This is a genomic window from Capnocytophaga leadbetteri (assembly GCF_003054025.1).
GTDB lineage: Bacteria > Bacteroidota > Bacteroidia > Flavobacteriales > Flavobacteriaceae > Capnocytophaga > Capnocytophaga leadbetteri.
This window is the reverse complement of sequence record NZ_QBKG01000016.1, coordinates 15,940-38,146: the sequence shown is the minus strand read 5'-3', so window position 1 is coordinate 38,146 and position 22,207 is coordinate 15,940. Positions and strand designations below refer to the sequence as shown.

Sequence of the window (22,207 nt, the reverse complement as noted above, 5' to 3'; positions counted from 1 at the left end):
TATAGAATAATTTTCTGATGGAGGAAGATAACAAATTTGTTTATTCGCTAATTATTTGTACCTTTGCAACAAATTTACAAATTGACATCGACAAATTAGGTATAATGAATATATTAAGATTTATAACTGCAGGAAACGTAGATGACGGCAAGAGTACCCTCATCGGTAGACTGTTATACGACAGCAAAAGCATATTGGCTGACCAATTAGAAGCCCTTGAACAACAATCAAAAAATAAAAACGATGATGGTATAGACCTCGCTATCCTAACCGACGGTCTGCGTGCTGAACGTGAGCAAGGCATCACTATAGATGTAGCGTATCGCTACTTCGCTACCCCTAAACGCAAGTTTATCATTGCCGATGCCCCTGGTCATACTCAGTACACCCGCAATATGATAACTGGCGCCTCTAACTCGCAGCTTATCATCATCTTAGTCGATGCCCGCAATGGGGTAACCGAACAAACACGTCGCCACTCTATTATTGCCTCACTGCTCAACATACCTGAAGTGGTAGTAGCTGTGAACAAAATGGACTTGGTAGGCTATGCCGAAGATACTTTTGAAAGCATCAAACGCGAATACGAGACCGTTGCCAAACGTTTGGGACTGAAAAGCGTGCATTACTTCCCTATTTCGGCTTTCGTAGGCGATAATATCGTGAATACCACTGAGGCAATGCCTTGGTATAAAGGCACTTCGCTTTTAGACTTTTTAGAGACAATAGAAATCAGTCAGAACAGCTACAAAGAACCGCGTTTTCAGGTGCAATATGTTATACGCCCACAGACCGAAGCCCTACACGACTATCGAGGCTATGCAGGCGAAATCATTTCGGGCACTTACCGCAAAGGCGATGCAATAGTGGTACTACCCGAAGGTATCAGCACTAAGATAAGCAAAATAGAGCGCAATGGCGAGGAGGTAGCCGAAGCTAAGGCTGGCGAGCCTGTAGTGATGCACATTAAAGACGATATCGACATTTCGCGCGGTGACTACTTTGCCAGCGAAGAGGCTGAACCCACTCAAAGTCAAGAGATAGAAGCGATTGTCTGCTGGATGGACAAGCGCGCCTTAAAAGAAGGCAACAAGTACCTACTACAGCAGCGCAGCCGATTGGTGAAGGTAGTAGTAAAAGAGATTGCCTATAAGATAGATGTCAATACCCTCGACCAAGAAGAAGAGGTAGAAAGCGTAAAACTCAATGAGATAGCCAAAATACGTATAAAAGCAGCTGCGCCTTTAGTATATGATGTTTTTGCTGACAATCCGCCAATGGGCAGCGCTATTCTCATAGACGAAACCAGCAACGCTACCGTAGGTGCCGTAATGATAGCATAACCCCCTAAACCTAAAATCTAAAAACTAAATATTAAATAATATGACAAAGAATACATTAACCTCAGAACAAGCTATGGCTCTAGAAGACCAGTACGGAGCGCATAACTATCACCCTCTGCCAGTAGTGCTTAGCAAAGGGCAAGGCGTATACGTGTGGGATGTGGAAGGAAAACGTTATTTCGACTTCCTTTCCTCTTATTCTGCTGTAAACCAAGGGCACTGCCACCCACGTATCATCAAAGCGCTAACAGAACAAGCACAAACGCTTACCCTTACCTCTCGCGCTTTTTATAATGACAAATTAGGCGTATATGAAAAGTACGTTACTGAATATTTTGGCTTTGAGAAAGTCCTTCCTATGAATACAGGGGCTGAAGCGGTAGAAACAGCTATCAAAATATGCCGCAAATGGGCTTACGAACAAAAAGGCGTACCCGAAAGTGCTGCTATTATCATCGTATGCGAGCAGAACTTTCACGGGCGCACTACTACAGTAGTCTCTTTTTCGTCTGACAAGAACGCGCGTACTAACTTCGGACCTTATACACCGGGCTTTGTATCAGTACCATATAACGACTTAGCAGCCTTAGAAAAAGTATTGGCTGGAAATGCGGCTACCGTAGCAGGCTTTTTAGTAGAGCCTATACAAGGCGAAGCGGGAGTATATGTGCCTTCTGAAGGTTACCTAAGTGGTGCTAAAACCTTATGCGAACGTTATAATGCCATTTTTATAGCCGATGAGGTACAAACAGGCGTAGCACGTACTGGCAAGCGTTTGGCAGTAGACCACGAGAATGTTAAGCCCGATATTTTAGTACTTGGCAAAGCTATCAGCGGAGGCGTTTATCCTGTAAGTGCAGTACTTGCCGATGACCGCATTATGCGTGTGATAAAAGCAGGGCAACACGGCAGTACCTTTGGGGGTAACCCTTTGGCAGCGGCTGTTGCTATAGAAGCGCTACAAGTGGTAAAAGACGAACAATTGGCTGAAAATGCAGCTCGTTTGGGTGAGATTTTCCGCAAAGAGCTCAGCGACTATATCAAAAACTCAAAGGTTGCTACTTTAGTACGCGGCAAAGGACTGCTGAATGCAGTAGTTATCAATGATACTGAAGATAGCGATACCGCTTGGAACATCTGCCTAAGGATGCGCGATAATGGACTATTAGCTAAACCTACCCACGGTAATATCATCAGGTTTGCGCCTCCATTAGTAATGAACGAAACAGAATTAAGAGAGTGTATTAACATCATTATCAATACCCTAAAGGAATTTGAAAATTAGTTCTTAGTAACATAACTAATACCTAAACTATGAATACAAACACTATCATAGAAGAAACACTCCCTCAAGCAGGGCTGCTTGAGGGTAACTTAGCGTATCAAAATGATTTTGAGACTGATAAAGACAGTGAGTTTTTAGCTGCAATAGAAAATCTAAGTGGTATTTTAGGGACTCCCAAAGACTTTCTTCAAAAATTAGATACATCTGATAAAAATGATTGGAAAAGAGATTTATGTAGAGGAATATTAGAAAAGTATTATGAAGAAGATATTTATTGACACCAATATAGCTTTAGATTTGCTATTTGAAAGACCTAAGTTTTTTAATCTTGCTAAAGCTGTTTTTACTATGGCTAATAGAGAAAGGATTACGTTGTATTTTTCAGCTCTTTCTTTTGGTACAGTTACTTACTTTTTAGAACAAAAATTTAATAAAGAGCAAACTAAGTACAAACTGAAAGAATTTGCCAAAATAGTAAAGATACTACCTTTTGATAAGCATATCATTGAGAAGTCGCTATATTCTAATTTTAAAGATATAGAAGACGGTTATCAGTACTTTACTGCTAAAGAACACGGTATACCTATTATCATAACTCGTAATGTAAAGGACTTTTTAGTAGATGATATTTCAGTAGTAACCCCTGAACAGTTTCTGAAAGAGCTAATTTAATATTGAAAAATAAAACAACTAACACCTAACAAATATCTAAAAAAAAATGTACAATTTATTAAAAGGAAAGAGAGGTATCATCTTTGGTGCCTTAGACGAAAATTCAATTGCGTGGAAGACCGCTGAGCGTGTACACGAAGAAGGTGGTAAGTTTGTGCTTACCAATGCCCCTGTAGCTATGCGTATGGGACAAATAAAAAACTTAGCCGAAAAAACAGGCTCTGAAATTATCCCTGCTGATGCTACTAATATGGACGACCTCGAAAACCTGATTACCAAATCAGTAGAAATATTAGGCGGTAAGTTAGACTTCGTATTGCACTCTATCGGTATGTCGGTAAATGTGCGCAAGAATATACCTTACACCGAGTCTAACTACGCAAATACCGAAAAAGGTTGGGATGTATCAGCCCTATCTTTTCACAAGTTGTGCCAAGTACTCTATAAAAACGATGCGATGAATGAGTGGGGCAGTATTGTAGCCCTCACCTATATGGCAGCACAACGCACTTTTCCTGACTATAATGATATGGCTGACAACAAAGCCTACTTAGAGTCTATCGCACGCAGCTTTGGTTATTTCTTTGGCAAAGACAAAAAAGTACGCGTAAACACTATCTCACAATCGCCTACCCCTACTACTGCCGGACAAGGCGTAAAAGGTTTTGGTGGCTTTATAGCTTATGCTGATGCAATGTCGCCACTAGGCAACGCTACGGCTTTAGATTGTGCTAACTATACCGTGAGTCTATTCTCTGACCTTACCCGCAAAGTAACAATGCAGAACCTCTACCACGATGGTGGTTTCTCAAGCACCGGCGTAAGCAATGAGGTAATAGAGCGCTTCAGTTAATGAAATATTTATTTATATTTTTAGTACGATTTTATCAGGTGGTGGTTTCTCCTCTGAAACCACCCACTTGTCGTTATACCCCTACCTGTTCGCAATACGCTCTGGAGGCGCTAAAGAAATACGGTGCTTTTAAAGGAAGCTGGTTAGCCCTAAAACGCATCGCCAGATGCCATCCTTGGGGCGGATGTGGGTATGACCCCGTACCGTAATACTTTTTTTGTTTTTTAGTTTGGTTATTCAACTTTATTTTCGTACATTTGTCTCGATAAAAGTCTTAAAATTCGTAATAGTATGAAAACAAAAGTATTCTTCAGCCTATTAATAGGCTCGGTGGCGCTAAGTTTTTCGCAAATACGGATAACCCCTGCCCTAATATACCAAACCATTGCCGAGAAAGGGTATCAAACACAAGAGGTAGTAACGCGTTTGGCTAACTATTATTATTCTACACAGATATACCCTCGTGCCTTTACTTGGTATGAAAAGCTAACCACTACTACTGGCTACACGCCCTCGCCCATTGATTTGTACCACTACAGTCAAACTCTACAAAATATGGGTGAAGACAAAGAAGCGAAACATTTATTAGCTCAGTTTCTTCCTGCCTCGCAACGTATGTTTGCAGAGCTATTGCCTAGCGCTCCTAAGATTGCCAATCCTAATAACTACTCTCAGAAAGAATTTATAGGTATGGTAATTGACGCCTCTGACGGCAGTATTATCAGTGATGCTCAGATTATCCTCTGCGATGAGGGTATGCAAACGCTACTGACCGACACTACTGATGAAATTGGATTCTTCGTATTGAGCAATAAGAGCAGTGGTACTGCTTTTGATAATGGCTACTTGCAAATAATAAAGCCTAATTACGAAGTTTTTACATTGCCTTTAATATTTGCAACACCTGGTGAGATGCAACAGTTTATACAGTTAATTCCGTTAAGTAGCACAATAAACCAAGGGGACAATTTAGCTTCTGTTTTTGAAATTGACAATATACATTTTGATTATGGTCGTACTAACATACGCTATGATGCTTCGGTGCAATTAGCAAAAATAGTAACTTTCTTAGAAGAGCATCCTGAGGTAGCACTCGACATAAGGGTGCATACCGATAGTAGAGGCGATGACGATTACAATATGTCGCTTTCAAATACTCAAGCCCTAGCTATTGAGCAATGGTTAATAGATAAAGGTATCTCGCGCGAACGGCTTACCGCTAAGGGTTATGGAGAAACACAGCCCGTAAATGGCTGTGAAAACGGAGTTCCTTGTACTGAAGAACAACACCAAGCAAACAAAAGAGTAGAGTTTATTGTGAAGTAGGTATTTTTTACTACCTTTGCCCTCTCAAAGCCATCAAACCGATGAAACTACATAATATCAAACTCTTTGCAAAACAGTCAGTAGTATTTAAGGGCTTAGCTTTTGCTGTAGCTTTAGTACTGATACTACAGGTTTTCCCCGAAAAGGCGAAGTTCAAATACGAGTTTCGCAAAGGAGAATTATGGCAGCACGAAAACCTTTATGCTCCTTTTGATTTTCCTTTAAAGAAAACGGCTGAACAGATAAAAGCTGAAGAAGCTCAAATTACAGAGCACTCTACGGTGTACTATCGACAAGATACAACAGCCTTTACATCGGCATTACAGAAGTTTCAACAGAAGAAAAACGACTATTTTAGTCATATACCCGCTGCTCGTAAGGAGGTTTTGCTACAAAAGGCCGAAACTTTCTTAAAAGAAAGCTATCACAAAGGGATTATACTAAAAATGCCAGACAATAGCCCTTCAGAAATAGCCGTTATTAGGCATAACAACCAAATAGAGGAACTGCCAACTGCCCAAATACTCTCATTGCAACACCTCAGCGCGAGTGTAAAGGCTTATTTCCACTCATCTCCTTATAACGAATACGCAAAAAACTACTGCGATTTATTTTTCGATGTACTCACTCCTAACCTAACGGTAGACCAGAATTTCACTCAGAAAACGTTAGACCAAAATCTGAAAGAAATCGTTTTTACTAGAGGTTGGGTAAATAAAGGGAAACTCATTATAGCCAAAGGCGAATTAGTAGAGGGCGAAAAGCTAAACACCCTACAATCGCTAAAAGACGAGTACGAAACACAGACTTGGAACCAGAATAACTACAACTGGTCGCTTTTGGGCTATTACGTATTGGTAGCTATCGTATTGGCAGTGATGGCTCTCTATCTAAAGCTCTACGAGAAGAAAATCTATAAGAGCAACCTAAAATTGGTAGTGGTACTACTAAATATGCTCTGTATGATACTATTTGTAGGTATCGTAGTAAAACACCTGCCAGAATACATCTACATAGTGCCTGTAGCGATGATGGTGCTCATACTCAAGTCGTTTTTTGATTTGCGTACTGTCTTTTTTGTCTTTATCTGCACTATTCTCATCACAGGTTTTATAGTGCCTAACAGCTTTCAGTTTGTTTTTATACAGATAATAGCTGCTATGACTATTATTCTAACGCCTAAGAATGTACATTACCGGTTGAGTAGTTTTATTTCAGCAGCCCTCATCACAGGTGCCTACCTAATTATCTACATAGCCTTTCATACTATTACCGAGGGCACCCTCAAAGGCTTAGACCTTTCGCTGCTCACCCTATTCATTCTCAATGGTATAGGTATTCTATTTTCACAGCCTTTCACCTATATATACGAGCGCACTTTTGGGTTAGTATCCGATGTTTCGCTATTAGAGTTGTCCGACACCAATTCGTCACTATTAAGACAACTTTCTGAAAAAGCGCCAGGTACCTTCCAGCACTCTATGCAGGTAGCCAATTTAGCCGAAGCTGCTGCTGCCGAAATAGGAGCTAATACGCTATTAGTACGTGTTGGAGCTTTGTATCACGATATTGGAAAGATGCAAAACCCCTTGTACTTTATCGAAAACCAAAAGACAAGCCTAAACCCACACGACCAGCTAACCCCTTTGCAGAGTGCTAAGGTAATCATCAAGCACGTAGCTGACGGGATAGAACTTGCTCGCAAACACAAATTGCCTGAGCGCCTTATCGACTTTATACGCACCCATCACGGGCGCAGCCTGACCTATTATTTTTACCGCAAAGAGTTAGACACTAACCCCAATGCAAAAGAGGAAGATTTTAGATACCCAGGCCCTATTCCTTTCTCTAAAGAAACGGCTATCCTTATGATGGCAGACTCGGTAGAAGCTGCTACCAAAAGTCTTAAAAACCCTACCTACGAAGCCTTAGGAGAGTTTGTAGACCGCATCATCAAAAAACAGTTAGACGATAATCAGTTTGCTAATTCAGACATTTCATTCAAAGAAATAGAAGCCATTAAGAAGGTATTTAAGAGCAAACTAACAAATATTTACCACGTGAGAATCGCGTATCCTGAATAAGTAGTAAATAAATTGAGAAATATGAAGCGTTACATTTTATTATTTTCATTCATATCCTATATGGGTATGGCACAGATGGCGGCACAAGATGTTGTACAGTCTGTAGTTCCTACTGTGAATGTAGTAGGCGAAGCAAGTATCGAGGCGACTCCTACCCTTGTAAATATATCAGTAAGTATAGAAGGCGAAGGGAAAGATGCAAAACTACTACGCCAAGAAAATGGAGAGAAGTTAGCCAGAGTAATTCAGGCTATCAACAAAGAGGAAGTGCCGATGAAGAATTTTCAGACCGACTACGTATCGTTGTACAAGAATTACGATTACAACACCAAGACCTACCAATACCGCATTTCGCAAACTGTCAAAATAAAATTGGACAACTTGGCAAAATACGAAACCTTAATGGATGCACTCTTCGAAGCAGGTGTTAACCAGATAAATAGTGTAACTTTCGGCATAGAAGACAGTGTAAGAGCTAAACTACAACAAGAGGCACGCATTGCAGCTATTGATGATGCTCGCAAAAAAGCACTGCTTTACGCTACCAGCTTAGACCAAAATATCGGTAAAGCCCTAACTATCAGAGAGACGAGCTTAAGAGACACTCCTGCTAGTGTTATGATAAGAGGGGCTGCCCCTAGCAATACTACTTTAGCTCTTGGCAGTATCTCAGTCAATAGTCAGATAATAGTTACTTTTGAACTTACTAAATAATACTATGGAAATACAAGAAATCATAGCCTACATATTGGTAGCTGCAGCAGTAATTTTCTTAGTAAAAAAGTTTTTTTTTACTAAAAAGAAAAACAGCTGTGGCGGGGGAGCAGGCTGTAAATGCGGACACTAAACCATTAGCGAATGAGAAAATTTGTAAATTAGCAAATTTGGTCATTTGCTAATTATTTTATAATTTTGCACCCTCAATTTTTTAAAAACACTATTTGCACCTATGACCGCTATTAGAAATATAGCAATTATTGCTCACGTTGACCACGGAAAAACTACCCTTGTTGATAAAATCTTGCACCATTGTGCTTTGTTCCGTGACAATCAGGATGCGGGAGAACTTATCTTAGACAACAACGACTTGGAACGCGAACGCGGTATCACCATCTTATCTAAGAATGTTTCGGTAATTTATAAAGATATCAAAATCAATATTATTGATACCCCTGGCCACGCCGATTTTGGTGGAGAAGTAGAGCGAGTGCTGAATATGGCTGACGGAGTACTACTATTAGTAGATGCTTTTGAGGGGCCTATGCCACAAACGCGCTTTGTACTACAAAAGGCTATAGAGATGAAACTCAAACCTATAGTAGTTATCAATAAAGTAGATAAAGAAAACTGTACCCCCGATGAGGTACACGAGGCGGTTTTCGACCTTATGTTCGAACTTGGGGCTGAAGACTGGCAATTAGACTTCCCTACGGTATACGGTTCAGCCAAACAAAACTGGATGTCAGAAGATTGGCACAAAAAAACCGACAGCATCGAGCCTCTATTGGATATGGTTGTAAAACATATCCCTGCTCCTAAAGTAGAAGAAGGTAGCCTACAGATGCTCATCACTTCATTAGACTATTCTACTTTTACTGGACGTATCGCTATCGGCCGCCTACACCGCGGCGTACTCAAAGCGGGTATGAACATCTCATTAGTGAAACGCGATGGTTCTATCGTAAAATCAAAAATAAAAGAACTACACACTTTTGACGGTTTAGGTCGCAAAAAAGTAGAAGAGGTACAAGCAGGCGACATTTGCGCTATTGCAGGGTTAGAAGGTTTTGAAATAGGTGATACCATCGCCGACTACGAAAATCCTGAAGCGCTACCTACCATTGCTATTGACGAGCCTACGATGAGTATGCTCTTCACTATCAACGACTCTCCTTTCTTTGGTAAAGACGGCAAGTTTGTAACTTCACGCCACATCAAAGAACGTTTAGAACGCGAACTAGAGAAAAACTTAGCTCTACGCGTAGAGGCTACTGATAGTGCAGACAAATTTGTAGTGTACGGACGTGGGGTGCTACACCTCTCTGTACTTATAGAGACAATGCGCCGCGAGGGGTATGAACTACAGATTGGTCAGCCACAAGTTATTATCAAAGAAATAGACGGAGTAAAATGTGAGCCTGTAGAAGAACTGACTATAGACCTACCCGAAAATGTAAGTGGTAGAGCGGTAGACTTAGTAACACTTCGCAAAGGCGAGATGCTAAGTATGGAGCCTAAAGGAGAACGAATGATTATCAAATTCTTGATTCCTTCGCGTGGCATCATCGGTTTGCGCAACCAACTGCTTACGGCTACTGCTGGCGAGGCTATCATTCACCACCGTTTCTTAGAGTTTCAACCTTTCAAAGGCGAAATAGCAGGACGCATCAACGGCTCGCTTATTTCTATGGAACAAGGTACCGCTATCCCCTACTCTTTAGACAAGCTGCAAGACAGAGGTAAGTTCTTTATTTTCCCAGGTGAAGATATCTACACAGGGCAAGTAATAGGCGAAAACTCACGCAGTGGCGACATCGTAGTAAATGTAACTAAGACTAAAAAGCTTACTAACGTACGTGCAGCAGGGTCTGACGAAAAAGTAAAATTGGCACCTCCTATCAAATTCTCACTTGAGGAGGCGTTAGAGTACATACAAAAAGACGAATACGTAGAGGTTACCCCTAAAAATATGCGCTTGCGCAAAATCTACTTAGATGAAAACGAGCGCAAACGTCACGAACGAGAGTTTAGTTAGTAGTTAGTGCAATGGGCGGCAAAATAATATTTCATCTAAAATTTGCATATCTAAAAAAAAGGTAATACTTTTGCACCCACAAAATATTTGTACATAATAATCATTAAATTAATATTGGAATGTATTTAACTAAAGAAGTAAAAGCGGAAATTTTCAAAAAGTACGCAGGTTCAGAAACCAACACAGGTTCAGCAGAAGGGCAAATCGCACTTTTTACCCTCAGAATCAACCACCTTACAGAGCACTTAAAAGTGAATCGCAAGGACTTTAACACCGAGCGTTCGTTAGTAAAGCTCGTAGGTAAGCGTAGAAGTTTGCTAGACTATTTGAAGAATACCGATATTGAAAGATATCGTGCAATTATCAAAGAGCTTAACATTAGAAAATAAAAAGAGAGGAGGCTTAGTGCCTCCTTTTGCTTAATGTTTTCATTGGTAGCCTTTTTAAACCACACAACACAACTATTCAATTAACAATTTTCACTTATCAATTAACAAGTATTGAATGATACCAGAAGTAAAAAAAGAAATTATCGATTTAGGTGATGGTCGTACCATTACTATCGAAACTGGCAAGTTAGCTAAACAAGCTGACGGTGCTGTGGTGGTGCAAATGGGCAATGCTATGCTATTGGCAACAGTAGTATCTGCAAGAGATATAAACCCTGAAACCGATTTTCTACCCTTAACGGTAGATTATCGTGAGAAGTTTGCGGCAGCAGGTCGTTTCCCTGGGGGCTTTTTCAAACGTGAAGCTCGCCCTAGCGACCAAGAAATCTTAACAATGCGCTTGGTAGACCGCGTATTGCGTCCGCTCTTCCCTAAAGATTATCACGCTGAAACACAGGTGATGATACAACTTATCTCGCACGATGAAAACGTAATGCCCGATGCGTTAGCAGGTCTTGCTGCCTCAGCGTGTTTGGCAGTATCAGATATACCATTTGACGGACCTATCTCTGAAGTACGTGTAGGACGTGTGAATGGCAAATTCATAGTAAACCCTAGTCGCGAGCAGTTAGAAGCATCAGACATCGATATTATGGTGGGAGCTTCAAAAGACTTCGTAGCGATGGTAGAAGGTGAAATGGACGAAGTGAGCGAAAAAGATATGGCAGAAGCTATCAAATTTGCTCACGAGGCTATCAAACCACATATCGAAGCACAATTGCGTTTGGCTGAAAAAGTAGGTAAGACTGAAAAACGCACCTATGAGCCTGAAGTAGAAAATGAAGAAGTAAAAGCAAAAGTATACCCATTGGCTTATGAAAAATGCTATGCTATTGCTAAAGAAAATACTACTAAACAAGAACGCGGAGAAAAGTTCAATGCGGTGAGAGAAGAGTGCTTAGCACTTTTTACCGAAGAGGAATTGGAAGAGCTAACTCCTCTTATTACTCGTTATTTTGGGGATGCAGAAAAAGAGGCTGTTCGTAACCTTATCTTAGAGGAAAATATTCGTTTAGACGGACGTAATACTACCCAAATACGCCCTATCTGGTGCGAAGTAGGATATTTGCCTTCAGCCCACGGTTCATCTATCTTTACACGTGGCGAAACCCAGTCGCTTACTACCGTTACCTTAGGTACTTCACGCGAGGCAAACGTTATCGACCTACCTTCAGAACAAGGCGAAGAGCGCTTCTACCTACATTACAATTTCCCTCCATTCTCAACCGGTGAGGCTCGCCCTTTGCGTGGTACTTCACGCCGCGAGATAGGACACGGAAACTTAGCTCAACGCGCCCTTAAACGTATGATACCAGAAGATTGTCCGTATACAGTACGTGTAGTATCTGAGATTTTAGAATCTAATGGTTCATCATCAATGGCTACTGTGTGTGCAGGTACTTTGGCACTAATGGATGCAGGGGTACAAATGGTAAAACCGGTATCGGGTATTGCTATGGGACTTATCAGCGACGGCGATCGTTATGCGGTACTTTCAGACATCTTAGGCGATGAAGACCACTTAGGCGATATGGACTTCAAAGTAACCGGTACTGCTGATGGTATCACCGCTTGCCAAATGGACATCAAGATAAAAGGTCTTTCATACGAAATCCTCGAAAAAGCCCTTAACCAAGCACGTGAGGGACGTATGCACATTTTGGGCAAAATAACTGACACTATAGCACAACCTAATCCTACTGTGAAACCTCACGCTCCTAAGATTGTGAAGATGGATATGCCTAAAGAATTTATCGGAGCATTTATCGGAACAGGAGGTAAGAACATTCAAGACCTACAAGCTCGTACTAAAACTACCATTGTGGTAGAAGAAGTAGGTGAATTGGGTATCGTAGAAATCTTAGGTACTGATGAAGCTGGTATACAAGAAGCTATAGAAGCTGTAAATGCAGTGAAATTTGAACCTGTAGAAGGTGAAACTTACACTGTGAAAGTAGTACGTCTAGTAGAGTTTGGGGCTTTCGTAGAGTTTGTACCTGGTAAAGACTCTTTACTCCACATCTCAGAAGTATCTTGGGACAGAGTAGATAAAATAGAAGATGCTCTTAAAGAAGGTGATATTATAGAAGTAAAATACCTAGGCATCGACCCTAAAACTAAGAAGACGAGAGTATCGCGTAAAGCCTTGTTGCCTCGTCCACCACGTGAAGAGCGTCCTGACCGCCCAGCGAGAGAAGACCGACCTAAGTCAGACAAACCTTACAATGGAAAACCTCGCGGCGACCGCAATGACCGTCCTAAAGGACACAACAATAACCAAAAACCACGTCAGGAATAGGCGTATATTATAAGAATTTTTGTATTCATAATATTTTATAAAACCGAAGATTTTATATTTTTATAGTATAAAGTTTTCGGTTTTTCTTTTTTTAGTATCTTTGCGGTCAAATAAAGTCTTTCTAAAAAAGAACTCCCATTAAAGAATATGAAAACCAATAAATACATACACTTGTGGCTACCCATAATAGGGCTGCACGCATTGCACCAAGTAGAAGAGAGTATTTCATTCTGGCAATGGTATATTGACTTTGTAGATAAGATACCCCAATGGTTGCAACTCCCCAGAATTGCTGAGAATGCTCATTTAGCTAATGAGCACCCCGAATATTTTATATGGGCTTCTGTAGGGCAAATTGCTTTTGTAGCACTTATTGCTTTTTTGTGTAGAAAGAGTGAAAAAGCTACAAGAATAGCACTTAGTCTATACCTTGCAGGATTGAGTTTCTTTTTGGTATGGCATATTTTGATAAGCTATTTCACCCATTCCTACTCCCCCGTAATGGTAACCTGCCTAATAGGTATTTACTCAATACCCAAATGGATCGCTAATGTTTTCGGGGACTTCAACATAAAATAGAACATATAAACAGACAAATATATAGACAATGAAAAAATGGATAATATTGGCAGTAATAGCCCTTATCAGTATAGCAGGATTTTTTATTTATCGCGCTGTATTTGCTAGCAACACCGCTTTTAGTGAAAAAGAAGTAGTAATATACATACCTACAGGGGCTGACTTTGGTGATGTATTGCACAAACTACGTCCGTTGCTAAAAAGTAGTCTCGCTTTTGAGCAAGTAGCTAAGCAACGCGGCTATACCACACACGTAAAAGCAGGAAAATACATCATCAAGAAGGGGGCAAGCAACCTTGAAATCGTACGTACTCTTCGCAATAGAAATACCCCTATAAAACTAAAATTTAATAATCAGGAGCGATTGGAAGACCTTGCCGCTCGTATAGCTGAGCAGATAGAGCCTGATAGCACTACCCTAATACGCGCTTTTTTAGACCCTACTTTTCTGAAAGAAAACGGGTTTACTGAGGCTACTGCCCTTGCTATGTACTTACCTAATACCTATGAATTTTATTGGAATACTACTGCTGAGGAGTTCCGCGACCGTATGCTGAAAGAATACCATCGCTATTGGACAAAAGAACGCAAAGCACAAGCTGAAGCACAAGGTCTTAGCCCTATAGAGGTGAGTATTTTAGCTTCAATAGTACAAAAAGAAAGTGCTAAGGTAGACGAACGCCCTCGTATAGCTGGCGTTTATCTGAACCGTCTGCATATCAATATGCTATTGCAGGCTGACCCTACCGCTATCTTTGCGATGAAAAACCATACAGGCGACTATAATATGGTAATAAAACGAGTAACTGAAACGCATACTCGTCTAGAAAACCCTTATAACACTTATCAAAATTATGGTTTGCCAATAGGACTTATCGCAATGCCTGACCTATCATCAATAGAGGCTGTGCTAAAACCTGAACAACACGACTACTACTTTTTTGTAGCAGACCCTGAGAATTACGGTTACCACAAATTTTCGCGCACTTTTTTGCAACATACTGAAAGTGCTAAAAAATACTGGAATTGGGCTAATGAGCAAGGAGTAAAATAATAACCAATGACAAATAAAAAAGTCCGGAAAGTTTGAGACAAACTTTCCGGACTTTTTTATTTATTTGAGCCGGTGGAGGGAGTCGAACCCACGACCCCGAGATTACAAATCACGTGCTCTAGCCAACTGAGCTACACCGGCACTCTGCTTATTTGCGGGTGCAAAAATAACACCATTTTGTAAATATGCAAAAGTTTTTTGAACATTTTTTTAAGCTAATTGATTTAGCTTTTGTATAAATGCTCCTGCTCTTTCTTCAAATTCTCTTCTAACTTGCTTTAAATGAGCCCCTCTGCTTTCAACAGTTCTATCAGCTACTTTATCGATTAGAGTATCGAAAGTATTGACAATTTCAGTTATAAGAGCCTTACCTTCTTCTGTTTGCATTTTGCCTGTAAAATACACAGCATCAATAATATCACCTAAAACATAGTTGATATCTTTCTTTAAATCGCGGATACTTGCCATAGTCTAAATTATTTATTTTGAGTGCAAAGCTAAGAAATATTTCTTATCTTTGCAAAAAATAAAGTAATATATGTATATCTATAATTTGACAGCAGTCATTGACGAAGGAGTTTTCGAGGCGTGGCAACAGTGGTTGGCACACTCTTACCTGCCTGCTGTAAACGCCTCTGCATTAGTAGACAATGTACAAATAATGAGGGTATTAGATTCGACTGAAAGGCATTATGCTATCCATCACGAGATTAGCTCTGCTGCTAATTTGTCAGCTTTTTTAGAAGAGAAAATGCCACAACTTTTAGAAGAGGCTGCTGCTACTTTTGGCGAGAAGGCACTTTTCTTTGGGACAAGATTGATGATAAGTGATGAAGGGGATATTTAGGCTACGCCAGCTCGCCGACTTTCGTTCGTCACATACTCGGCTGTGCCAGCTCGCCGACTTTCCTTCGCTTATCGTTCGCTCATCGTTCGCTCAGTGTATAGTGAAGATAGCTTCAAAAAAAATGGCATAAAAATTGTGATACAATTATAGTAAAAGTTTGGTTTGACTTATAAAAAACTTATACAATATGAAAAGGAACTTACAAATCAACAAAAGATGGATGCACGCGTTACTACTACTCGTGGCATCGTTTGCGCTACTTTCTTGTGGTGGTTATTATTACGCTGATGGGGTATATTACGACCCCGTACCTGAAAGACCTAGCTATTTGGAAATAGTAGAAGAACCTGCTTATACGCCTGTAGAAAATAGGTATGCACCTAACCGCTACAAAGATTATTTCGGTGAAAAAGCACAGCAATACCGCCAAGTGCCTGACACTTCGTTTACACATTTCACTGATGTAAATAGCTATCGTTCTAACGCGACTTCGGGGGCACCTGCCTACGGAGGCTGGGGTAGCAACCCTTCGCAAGTGAATGTGAATGTGTACAACAACAGTCCGTGGGGATATAATAGCTGGGGCTACAATAATTGGTACCCTAATTACGGCTATGACTCATACTACAGAAATAGAGCTCGCTGGAGCTTGTCATTTGGCTGGGGCTGGGGTAGTTATTACGACCCTTATTGGGGCTATAGTGGCTACTACGGTTATCGTCCGTACTACGGTGGGTACTATGATTACTACCCTTATTACGGATACAGTCCTTACTATGGATATAGCCCTTATTATGGATATTATCCTTACGGAGGCTACTATCCTTATTACGGATATTATTACGATTACCGCCCAAGAGATTACTATTACGAACCGAGTCGTTCGTACGGCAATGGAGGGTCTTATAGCGGCAGAGGACGTGCTATTATAAGAGATGACAACTACAGAAGTAACGCTAACCGTTATGAAGATGGTAGAGGCTCTTATAGTCGTTCGCAAAGCCAAGGATATTACAATAATAACGGCAACTATAGTGGTAGACCTTCTTACCAAAATCAGCAATATAACAATAATCCGCCAACAGGCTATGAGACCAGAAGAGCCTACGAATCGAACTCTAACTATTCTGGTAGAAGTTCTAACTATAGCAATAGCAGCAGCTCTGGCGGCAATTACAGCAGTGGGTCTTCTAACAGCAGTAGTAGCAGCAGTGGAGGATACAGAAGTTCAAATCGCGATTAAAAAATATTAAGAAAAATGAGAAAAATCAATTATATATTATTTTTAGGATTTTCTTTAGCAGCTATGGGTACTCAAGCTCAGAATTATACTGATGCTTTGCGCTATAGCACTGAAGAACTGACAGGTACCGCCCGTTTTAAGGCTATGAGCGGAGCATTTGGTGCCTTAGGTGGCGACCCTTCAGCCATAAATATCAATCCGGCAGGGAGTGCTATTTTCAACGCAAGCGAAATTTCGTTTAGCCTTAATAACAACAGCCAAAAGAGAGATATTAACTTCTTAGACCGAAGTGATAAGAAAAATAACAATGATTTTAATTTCAATCATTTCGGGGTTGTGTTTGCTATTCCTGATGTATCGCCTACTGTGAAGAAATTGAGTTTTGGGTTTAATTATCAATTAAGCAAAACTCTTGACAATGACAAGTTTTCTTATTCGGCTTACAATACTACGGGCTTAGACGATTACTTTTTGGACTACGCTACCAAAGGTAATAATGGCAATCCTTTTAGCTTTGGTACTTTTGCAGGAGGATATAATTTAAACCAGCAGGAAGAGATAGGAGAGTATTATGCTACTTTAGGACGTAGAGAGGGCTATGCTGCCCAGATGGCTTATTTGGGATTGAAGGCTGGTCTTATCAACCCTAAGACGCTTTCGGCAGACAATACAGAATATGACCTTAGTGGTGATAATCTGGAGCGTTTGCAAACCTATAAAATAGAGCGTTCGGGCTATGTGAATAAATACAATTTCAACTTTGCTTCGCAAATAGGGGATTTTATTTACTTAGGAATGAACTTAAATGCGCACAACATCAACGAAAAGGCGTTGTATAGTGTAAAAGAAGACAATTTTAGAAGTTCAAACCCTTACCTACGCTATGCGAACCACAAACAATACATCAATACAACAGGTGAAGGCTTTTCGCTACAGCTAGGAAGTATTATCAAAGTAACTGATGAGTTTCGTTTAGGGGTAAGTTACCAATCGCCTACGTGGTATAGGATGAAAGAGGAGTCGCGCCAAGTGCTCTACGCTACTACAGGAGTGGCTACTACTACTTATGACCGTGATATAGAACTGGTGAATAGGTATGGCGACCCTATATGGTATGAACGCGAGTACAAGTTCCGCACCCCCAGCGCGTGGACTGCCAGCGCTGCTTACCTGATAAAGAAAAGAGGTATCTTAAGCATTGATTACACCTACAGAGCCTACGATAATCTGAAATTCAGAAGTAATAATATGAAAGGCTATAATAGTGCTTTTGAAAACCAAATGGGTGATACCTCGACCCTACGCATAGGGGGCGAGTATAGAATACCTTTTAAATTAGTAAAAGAAGACCCTAAGAGTACTAACTTTGTAAGCTTGCGAGCAGGTTATAGATACGAACAAAGTCCGTATAGAAAAGCAGAAGCTGTAGTAGGTGATCTGACAGGGTATTCGTTTGGAGCTGGTGTGACCTTGGGTGGTATCAGATTAGATGCTTCGTACGATGTGGCTAAACAAACGAACCTCTACCAAATATATGAGAATGTGCTGACAACTCCTGCACACATAAAATCTACTTATGGTAACTTCTTGTTTACCTTCACGGCGCAGCTTTTTTAGTGCAAGCTGCACAGGTAAAGTGCGAGCCGCACAAGTAGAGTGCGAGCCGCACAGGCAGATAACTAAGAGACGGTGATGAGAAAAGCACCGTCTCATTTTTAGTATAAAAGCAATATTCAAATTTAGTATAAAACAACATTCAAAAAAAGTATTTTGAAATTACACAGAAATTTAGTGGATGCGGTAATTGAGGGTCTCGGTTTTATTTTTACCGAAAATCAGTATGCCGATAAGGTAGTAGAAAAACTGCTGAAAAAAGATAAGCGTTGGGGGGCTCGCGATAGAGCTTTTGTAGCTGAAACGATTTACGATATAGTGCGCTGGAAACGCCTTTATGCGGAAATAGCTGAAGTATATGAGCCTTTCAGCATACATAACCTACGTCGCCTTTTTGCAGTATGGGCTACCCTGAAAGGTGTTGCGCTGCCGAACTGGGGAAACTACTTTGAAGATACCCCTACTAGACGCATCAAAGGGAAATTTGACGAGCTCTCTAAAATACGCAAATACCGCGAATCGGTGCCTGACTGGTTAGACGCTTTGGGAGAACAAGAATTAGGAGAGGCTCTCTGGACAGATGAACTACACAGTCTGAATAGTTTAGCCCCCGTAGTATTGCGTGTAAATACTCTGAAAATAAGTCGTGATAGACTGCAGCAACTCCTCCGCGAGGAAGGAGTAGAAAGCTATCCGCTACAGCAGTATTCTGATGCTTTGCAATTGGTGGAGCGCAGCAACATCTTCAAAAGTCAATCTTTTAAAGACGGTCTGTTTGAGGTGCAAGATGCCTCTTCGCAGAAGGTAGCTCCGTTTATGCAAATAGACAATAACGTAAAACGCATTATTGACACTTGTGCTGGAGCTGGTGGTAAAACGCTTCATCTGGCAACTCTCTTGCAAAACAAAGGTCAGATTATAGCGATGGACATTTACGAGCAAAAGCTGCAAGAACTCAAACGGAGAGCACGCCGCAATGGAGCTTTCAACATAGAAACTAAGCTGATAGACCCTAAGCAACTGAAGCGTATGCAAGGCACTGCCGACCGTGTGCTGATAGATGCGCCTTGTAGTGGCTTGGGTGTACTGCGCCGCAACCCTGATGCTAAATGGAAATTGCAACCTGAGTTTTTAGACCAGATACGCACTACCCAACAAGAAATATTGCAGCAGTACAGCAAACTGCTGAAAAAAGACGGTAAACTGGTATATGCGACTTGCTCGGTATTGCCTTCAGAAAACCACCAGCAAGTAGCGACTTTCTTAGCTTCGGAAGCTGGCAAGGATTTTAAATTAGAGGCTGAAGAGGTGATTTTTGCGCATCAATCAGGTTACGATGGTTTTTATATGGCGAGGCTCATTAATAATGGTTAATAGAAACCTCCCCCCTGCCCCCTCCGAAGGGGGAGCTCATACACGAGCTTTATAATGGAAAAATACACTTTACATCGAAGTAACTTTAAAACAGGTTATGACGGTTTTTATATGGCGAGGCTCATTAATAATGGTTAATAGAAACCTCCCCCCTGCCCCCTCCGAAGGGGGAGCTGATACACGAGCTTTATAATGGAAAAATAAACTTTACATCGAAGTAACTTTGAAACAGGTTACGATGGTTTCTATATGGCGAGGCTCATTAATAATGGTTAATAGAAACCTGCCCCCTCCTCCGAAGGGGGAGCTCATACACGAGCTTTATAATGGAAAAATACACCTTACATAGAAGTAACTTTAAAAATTGTACAAATCATTATTTTGTTGTAATTTTGCACCCTTAAATATAACGAACGACCAATGAAAAAACTCATTACATTACTATTTATTGCTTTTGTTGCGATAGCAAAGGCACAAATTTATACCCCTGTAAAGTGGTCTACCAGCGTTGAGAAAATCAATGATACTGAATATTACTTGGTGGCTAAGGCTACTATAGAGGCTGGTTGGAAGCTGTATGGACAGAATATCCCGCCCAATGGACCTATTCCGACTACTTTTGAATTTGAAAAAAATACTGACTTTGAGCTTGTAGGAAAGACCGAAGAATCGACCCCTATACTGAAGCACGACAAGGTGTTTAATATGGAGATTTCTTATTTCCACAACCAAGCGGTATTTAAACAACACATAAAACTGCTTAATAAGGCGGCGACAAGCATTAAAGGGAGTGTAGAATTTATGAGTTGTAATGACAACAACTGCTCGCCCCCAGATACAGTAGATTTGGTATTTGAACTAACCGATAATGCCGCTGCCCCCGCAGGTGTTAGTCCACAATTCACCTTTAACAATCCGCCAGCAGACAATAACGCAGCGCCTGCTACGACTGTAAGCGAAACAAAAACAGAGGCAATAAACCCTACCCCTATTCACAATCAGGGTATTTGGACGATATTCCTTTTATCATTTTTGGCAGGGTTTGCAGCTCTACTGACCCCTTGCGTATTCCCGATGATACCAATGACAGTGAGCTACTTTACTAAACAAAGTAAAACAAAGGCTAAGGGCATCAGAAATGCGATAACTTACGGTATTTCTATTATCGTGATTTACGTGTTATTAGGCACGGTAGTAACTGCTATCTTTGGAGCTGATGTGCTAAACGCATTTTCAAGTAGCTTTTTATTTAACCTTATATTCTTCCTTATTTTAGTAGTTTTTTCTATCTCATTTTTAGGAGCTTTTGAAATTACCCTACCCAGCTCGTGGAGTACTAAGATTGATGCCCAAGCCGACCGCAGTGGTTTTGTAGGTATCTTCTTTATGGCACTGGCCTTAGCCATTGTATCTTTCTCGTGCACAGGGCCTATAGTAGGTTCTTTATTAGTACAAGCAGCCTCGCAAGGGGGTATCGCCCCTATTATGGGAATGTTTGGTTTTTCATTAGCTATAGCCTTGCCTTTTGCACTATTTGCGGCTTTCCCTGGGTGGTTGCAATCACTGCCAAAATCGGGTGGTTGGATGAACACTGTGAAAGTAGTATTGGGCTTTTTGGAATTGGCCTTAGCATTTAAATTCTTATCGAATGCTGACTTAGTGGTACAATACCACTGGATAGAACGCGAAGTATTTATCGCTATTTGGATAGCTATATTTGGCGCCCTTTCGTTATACTTATTTGGAAAAATACGTTTGCCACACGATGATGCTTCTGACCGCATATCAGTAGGGCGACTCATTTTGGGGCTGCTGACTTTAAGTTTCACTATCTATATGATACCAGGGTTATGGGGTGCCCCTCTGAACCTTATCAACGCTTTCCCGCCCCCACAACACTACAGCGAATCGCCATATGGAGTAGGTAAAGGAGCCGTTGGGGCAGAAGAAGGCGCGCTACCTGAAGGAGCCCACCTATTTAAGCCACATAATATCATAACCTTTGACGACTATGAGAAAGGATTGGCCTACGCTAAACAACAAAATAAGCCGGTACTATTAGATTTCACAGGCTGGTCGTGCGTAAACTGCCGCCGTATGGAGCAAAACGTATGGCCTAAGCCACAGGTGTTAGATATACTCAAAAACGAAGTAGTACTTATCTCGCTATACGTAGATGACAAACGTCCGCTACCAGAGAGTGAAGTGAAACCATCGCAAATAAGAGAAGGCAAACTCATTAAGACTATAGGTCAGAAATGGAGTGAGTTTCAGACTCTGAAATACAAAGCCAACACACAGCCTTTTTATGTGCTGATGAACCACGAGGGCGAAAATTTAGTAGCCCCTATAGGGTATACCCCCGATACCGATGATGCTGATGAGTTTTACAAATGGCTCAGAAAAGGTATCACCGCCTTTGGCAAATAA

The 22,207-nt window shown here is 40.9% G+C and carries 22 protein-coding genes and 1 tRNA gene; 21 read left to right on the top strand and 2 right to left on the bottom strand.

The annotated features are described in order from the left end of the window. Window positions 1-104 precede the first annotated feature (104 nt). The 15 genes from C8P65_RS10295 (at window position 105) to mltG (ending at window position 14,699) form a co-directional block, all read left to right on the top strand. The gene (locus tag C8P65_RS10295) at window positions 105-1,343 is read left to right on the top strand and encodes a sulfate adenylyltransferase subunit 1 (RefSeq protein ID WP_107782729.1); all 1,239 of its coding nucleotides are present in this window, start codon (window positions 105-107) and stop codon (window positions 1,341-1,343) included. A 40-nt stretch (window positions 1,344-1,383) separates the two neighbouring features. Then, complete coding sequence (gene rocD / locus C8P65_RS10290; RefSeq protein WP_107782727.1) at window positions 1,384-2,628, top strand: ornithine--oxo-acid transaminase; 1,245 nt, start codon at window positions 1,384-1,386, stop codon at window positions 2,626-2,628. Window positions 2,629-2,657: 29 nt separating this feature from the next. After that, window positions 2,658-2,906 (top strand): hypothetical protein, encoded by a 249-nt coding sequence (locus C8P65_RS10285; protein ID WP_107782726.1) that lies wholly within the window; start codon window positions 2,658-2,660, stop codon window positions 2,904-2,906. Further along, window positions 2,887-3,300 carry a type II toxin-antitoxin system VapC family toxin gene (locus tag C8P65_RS10280; protein ID WP_107782725.1) on the top strand — a complete coding sequence of 138 codons (414 nt, stop codon included), beginning with the start codon at window positions 2,887-2,889 and terminating at the stop codon, window positions 3,298-3,300. The genes C8P65_RS10285 and C8P65_RS10280 overlap by 20 nt, the downstream gene beginning before the upstream one ends. Window positions 3,301-3,346: 46 nt before the next feature. Beyond that, complete coding sequence (locus tag C8P65_RS10275; RefSeq protein WP_009733886.1) at window positions 3,347-4,153, top strand: enoyl-ACP reductase FabI; 807 nt, start codon at window positions 3,347-3,349, stop codon at window positions 4,151-4,153. Further along, window positions 4,153-4,362, top strand: coding sequence for a membrane protein insertion efficiency factor YidD (gene yidD, locus C8P65_RS10270; protein WP_009733887.1), 210 nt, complete (start codon window positions 4,153-4,155; stop codon window positions 4,360-4,362). The genes C8P65_RS10275 and yidD overlap by 1 nt, the downstream gene beginning before the upstream one ends. A gap of 82 nt (window positions 4,363-4,444) precedes the next feature. Next, window positions 4,445-5,479 carry an OmpA family protein gene (locus C8P65_RS10265; protein WP_107782724.1) on the top strand — a complete coding sequence of 345 codons (1,035 nt, stop codon included), beginning with the start codon at window positions 4,445-4,447 and terminating at the stop codon, window positions 5,477-5,479. 41 nt (window positions 5,480-5,520) lie between these two features. After that, window positions 5,521-7,563 (top strand): HD family phosphohydrolase, encoded by a 2,043-nt coding sequence (locus tag C8P65_RS10260; protein ID WP_107782723.1) that lies wholly within the window; start codon window positions 5,521-5,523, stop codon window positions 7,561-7,563. Window positions 7,564-7,584: 21 nt separating this feature from the next. Then, on the top strand, window positions 7,585-8,277 hold the full coding sequence (locus tag C8P65_RS10255; RefSeq protein ID WP_107782722.1) for an SIMPL domain-containing protein: 693 nt from the start codon (window positions 7,585-7,587) through the stop codon (window positions 8,275-8,277). Between the two features lie 4 nt (window positions 8,278-8,281). Continuing rightward, the gene (locus C8P65_RS10250) at window positions 8,282-8,410 is read left to right on the top strand and encodes a FeoB-associated Cys-rich membrane protein (RefSeq protein ID WP_107782721.1); all 129 of its coding nucleotides are present in this window, start codon (window positions 8,282-8,284) and stop codon (window positions 8,408-8,410) included. A gap of 102 nt (window positions 8,411-8,512) precedes the next feature. Beyond that, complete coding sequence (typA, locus tag C8P65_RS10245; RefSeq protein WP_107782720.1) at window positions 8,513-10,318, top strand: translational GTPase TypA; 1,806 nt, start codon at window positions 8,513-8,515, stop codon at window positions 10,316-10,318. 119 nt (window positions 10,319-10,437) lie between these two features. Then, window positions 10,438-10,707, top strand: coding sequence for a 30S ribosomal protein S15 (gene rpsO, locus C8P65_RS10240; protein WP_009733893.1), 270 nt, complete (start codon window positions 10,438-10,440; stop codon window positions 10,705-10,707). A 115-nt stretch (window positions 10,708-10,822) separates the two neighbouring features. Then, window positions 10,823-13,066: a polyribonucleotide nucleotidyltransferase gene (locus C8P65_RS10235; RefSeq protein ID WP_107782719.1), complete on the top strand. Its 2,244-nt coding sequence runs from the start codon at window positions 10,823-10,825 to the stop codon at window positions 13,064-13,066. Window positions 13,067-13,213: 147 nt separating this feature from the next. Further along, window positions 13,214-13,645, top strand: coding sequence for an HXXEE domain-containing protein (locus C8P65_RS10230; RefSeq protein ID WP_107782718.1), 432 nt, complete (start codon window positions 13,214-13,216; stop codon window positions 13,643-13,645). Window positions 13,646-13,673: 28 nt separating this feature from the next. Continuing rightward, on the top strand, window positions 13,674-14,699 hold the full coding sequence (mltG, locus tag C8P65_RS10225) for an endolytic transglycosylase MltG (protein ID WP_107782717.1): 1,026 nt from the start codon (window positions 13,674-13,676) through the stop codon (window positions 14,697-14,699). 67 nt (window positions 14,700-14,766) lie between these two features. On the opposite strand, the gene C8P65_RS10220 is transcribed toward mltG, so the two are convergent. Together C8P65_RS10220 and C8P65_RS10215 are read right to left on the bottom strand one after the other, a co-directional pair. Then, window positions 14,767-14,840: transfer RNA gene (locus tag C8P65_RS10220), tRNA-Thr, on the bottom strand. 69 nt (window positions 14,841-14,909) lie between these two features. Next, on the bottom strand, window positions 14,910-15,167 hold the full coding sequence (locus C8P65_RS10215; protein ID WP_009389210.1) for a hypothetical protein: 258 nt from the start codon (window positions 15,165-15,167) through the stop codon (window positions 14,910-14,912). Between the two features lie 70 nt (window positions 15,168-15,237). Between C8P65_RS10215 and C8P65_RS10210 the strand changes: the two genes are divergently transcribed. The 6 genes from C8P65_RS10210 (at window position 15,238) to C8P65_RS10190 (ending at window position 22,207) form a co-directional block, all read left to right on the top strand. Next, a complete protein-coding gene (locus C8P65_RS10210) occupies window positions 15,238-15,546 on the top strand; it encodes a DUF4286 family protein (RefSeq protein ID WP_107782716.1) in 309 nt (102 codons plus the stop codon). Further along, a complete protein-coding gene (locus C8P65_RS12115; RefSeq protein ID WP_170069103.1) occupies window positions 15,530-15,676 on the top strand; it encodes a hypothetical protein in 147 nt (48 codons plus the stop codon). The genes C8P65_RS10210 and C8P65_RS12115 overlap by 17 nt, the downstream gene beginning before the upstream one ends. 57 nt (window positions 15,677-15,733) lie before the next feature. Continuing rightward, on the top strand, window positions 15,734-16,789 hold the full coding sequence (locus C8P65_RS10205) for a hypothetical protein (RefSeq protein ID WP_107782715.1): 1,056 nt from the start codon (window positions 15,734-15,736) through the stop codon (window positions 16,787-16,789). A gap of 15 nt (window positions 16,790-16,804) precedes the next feature. After that, window positions 16,805-18,406: an OmpP1/FadL family transporter gene (locus C8P65_RS10200; protein WP_107782714.1), complete on the top strand. Its 1,602-nt coding sequence runs from the start codon at window positions 16,805-16,807 to the stop codon at window positions 18,404-18,406. Window positions 18,407-18,559: 153 nt separating this feature from the next. Continuing rightward, a complete protein-coding gene (locus C8P65_RS10195) occupies window positions 18,560-19,777 on the top strand; it encodes an RsmB/NOP family class I SAM-dependent RNA methyltransferase (RefSeq protein ID WP_107782713.1) in 1,218 nt (405 codons plus the stop codon). Window positions 19,778-20,197: 420 nt separating this feature from the next. Beyond that, on the top strand, window positions 20,198-22,207 hold the full coding sequence (locus C8P65_RS10190) for a protein-disulfide reductase DsbD family protein (protein ID WP_107782712.1): 2,010 nt from the start codon (window positions 20,198-20,200) through the stop codon (window positions 22,205-22,207).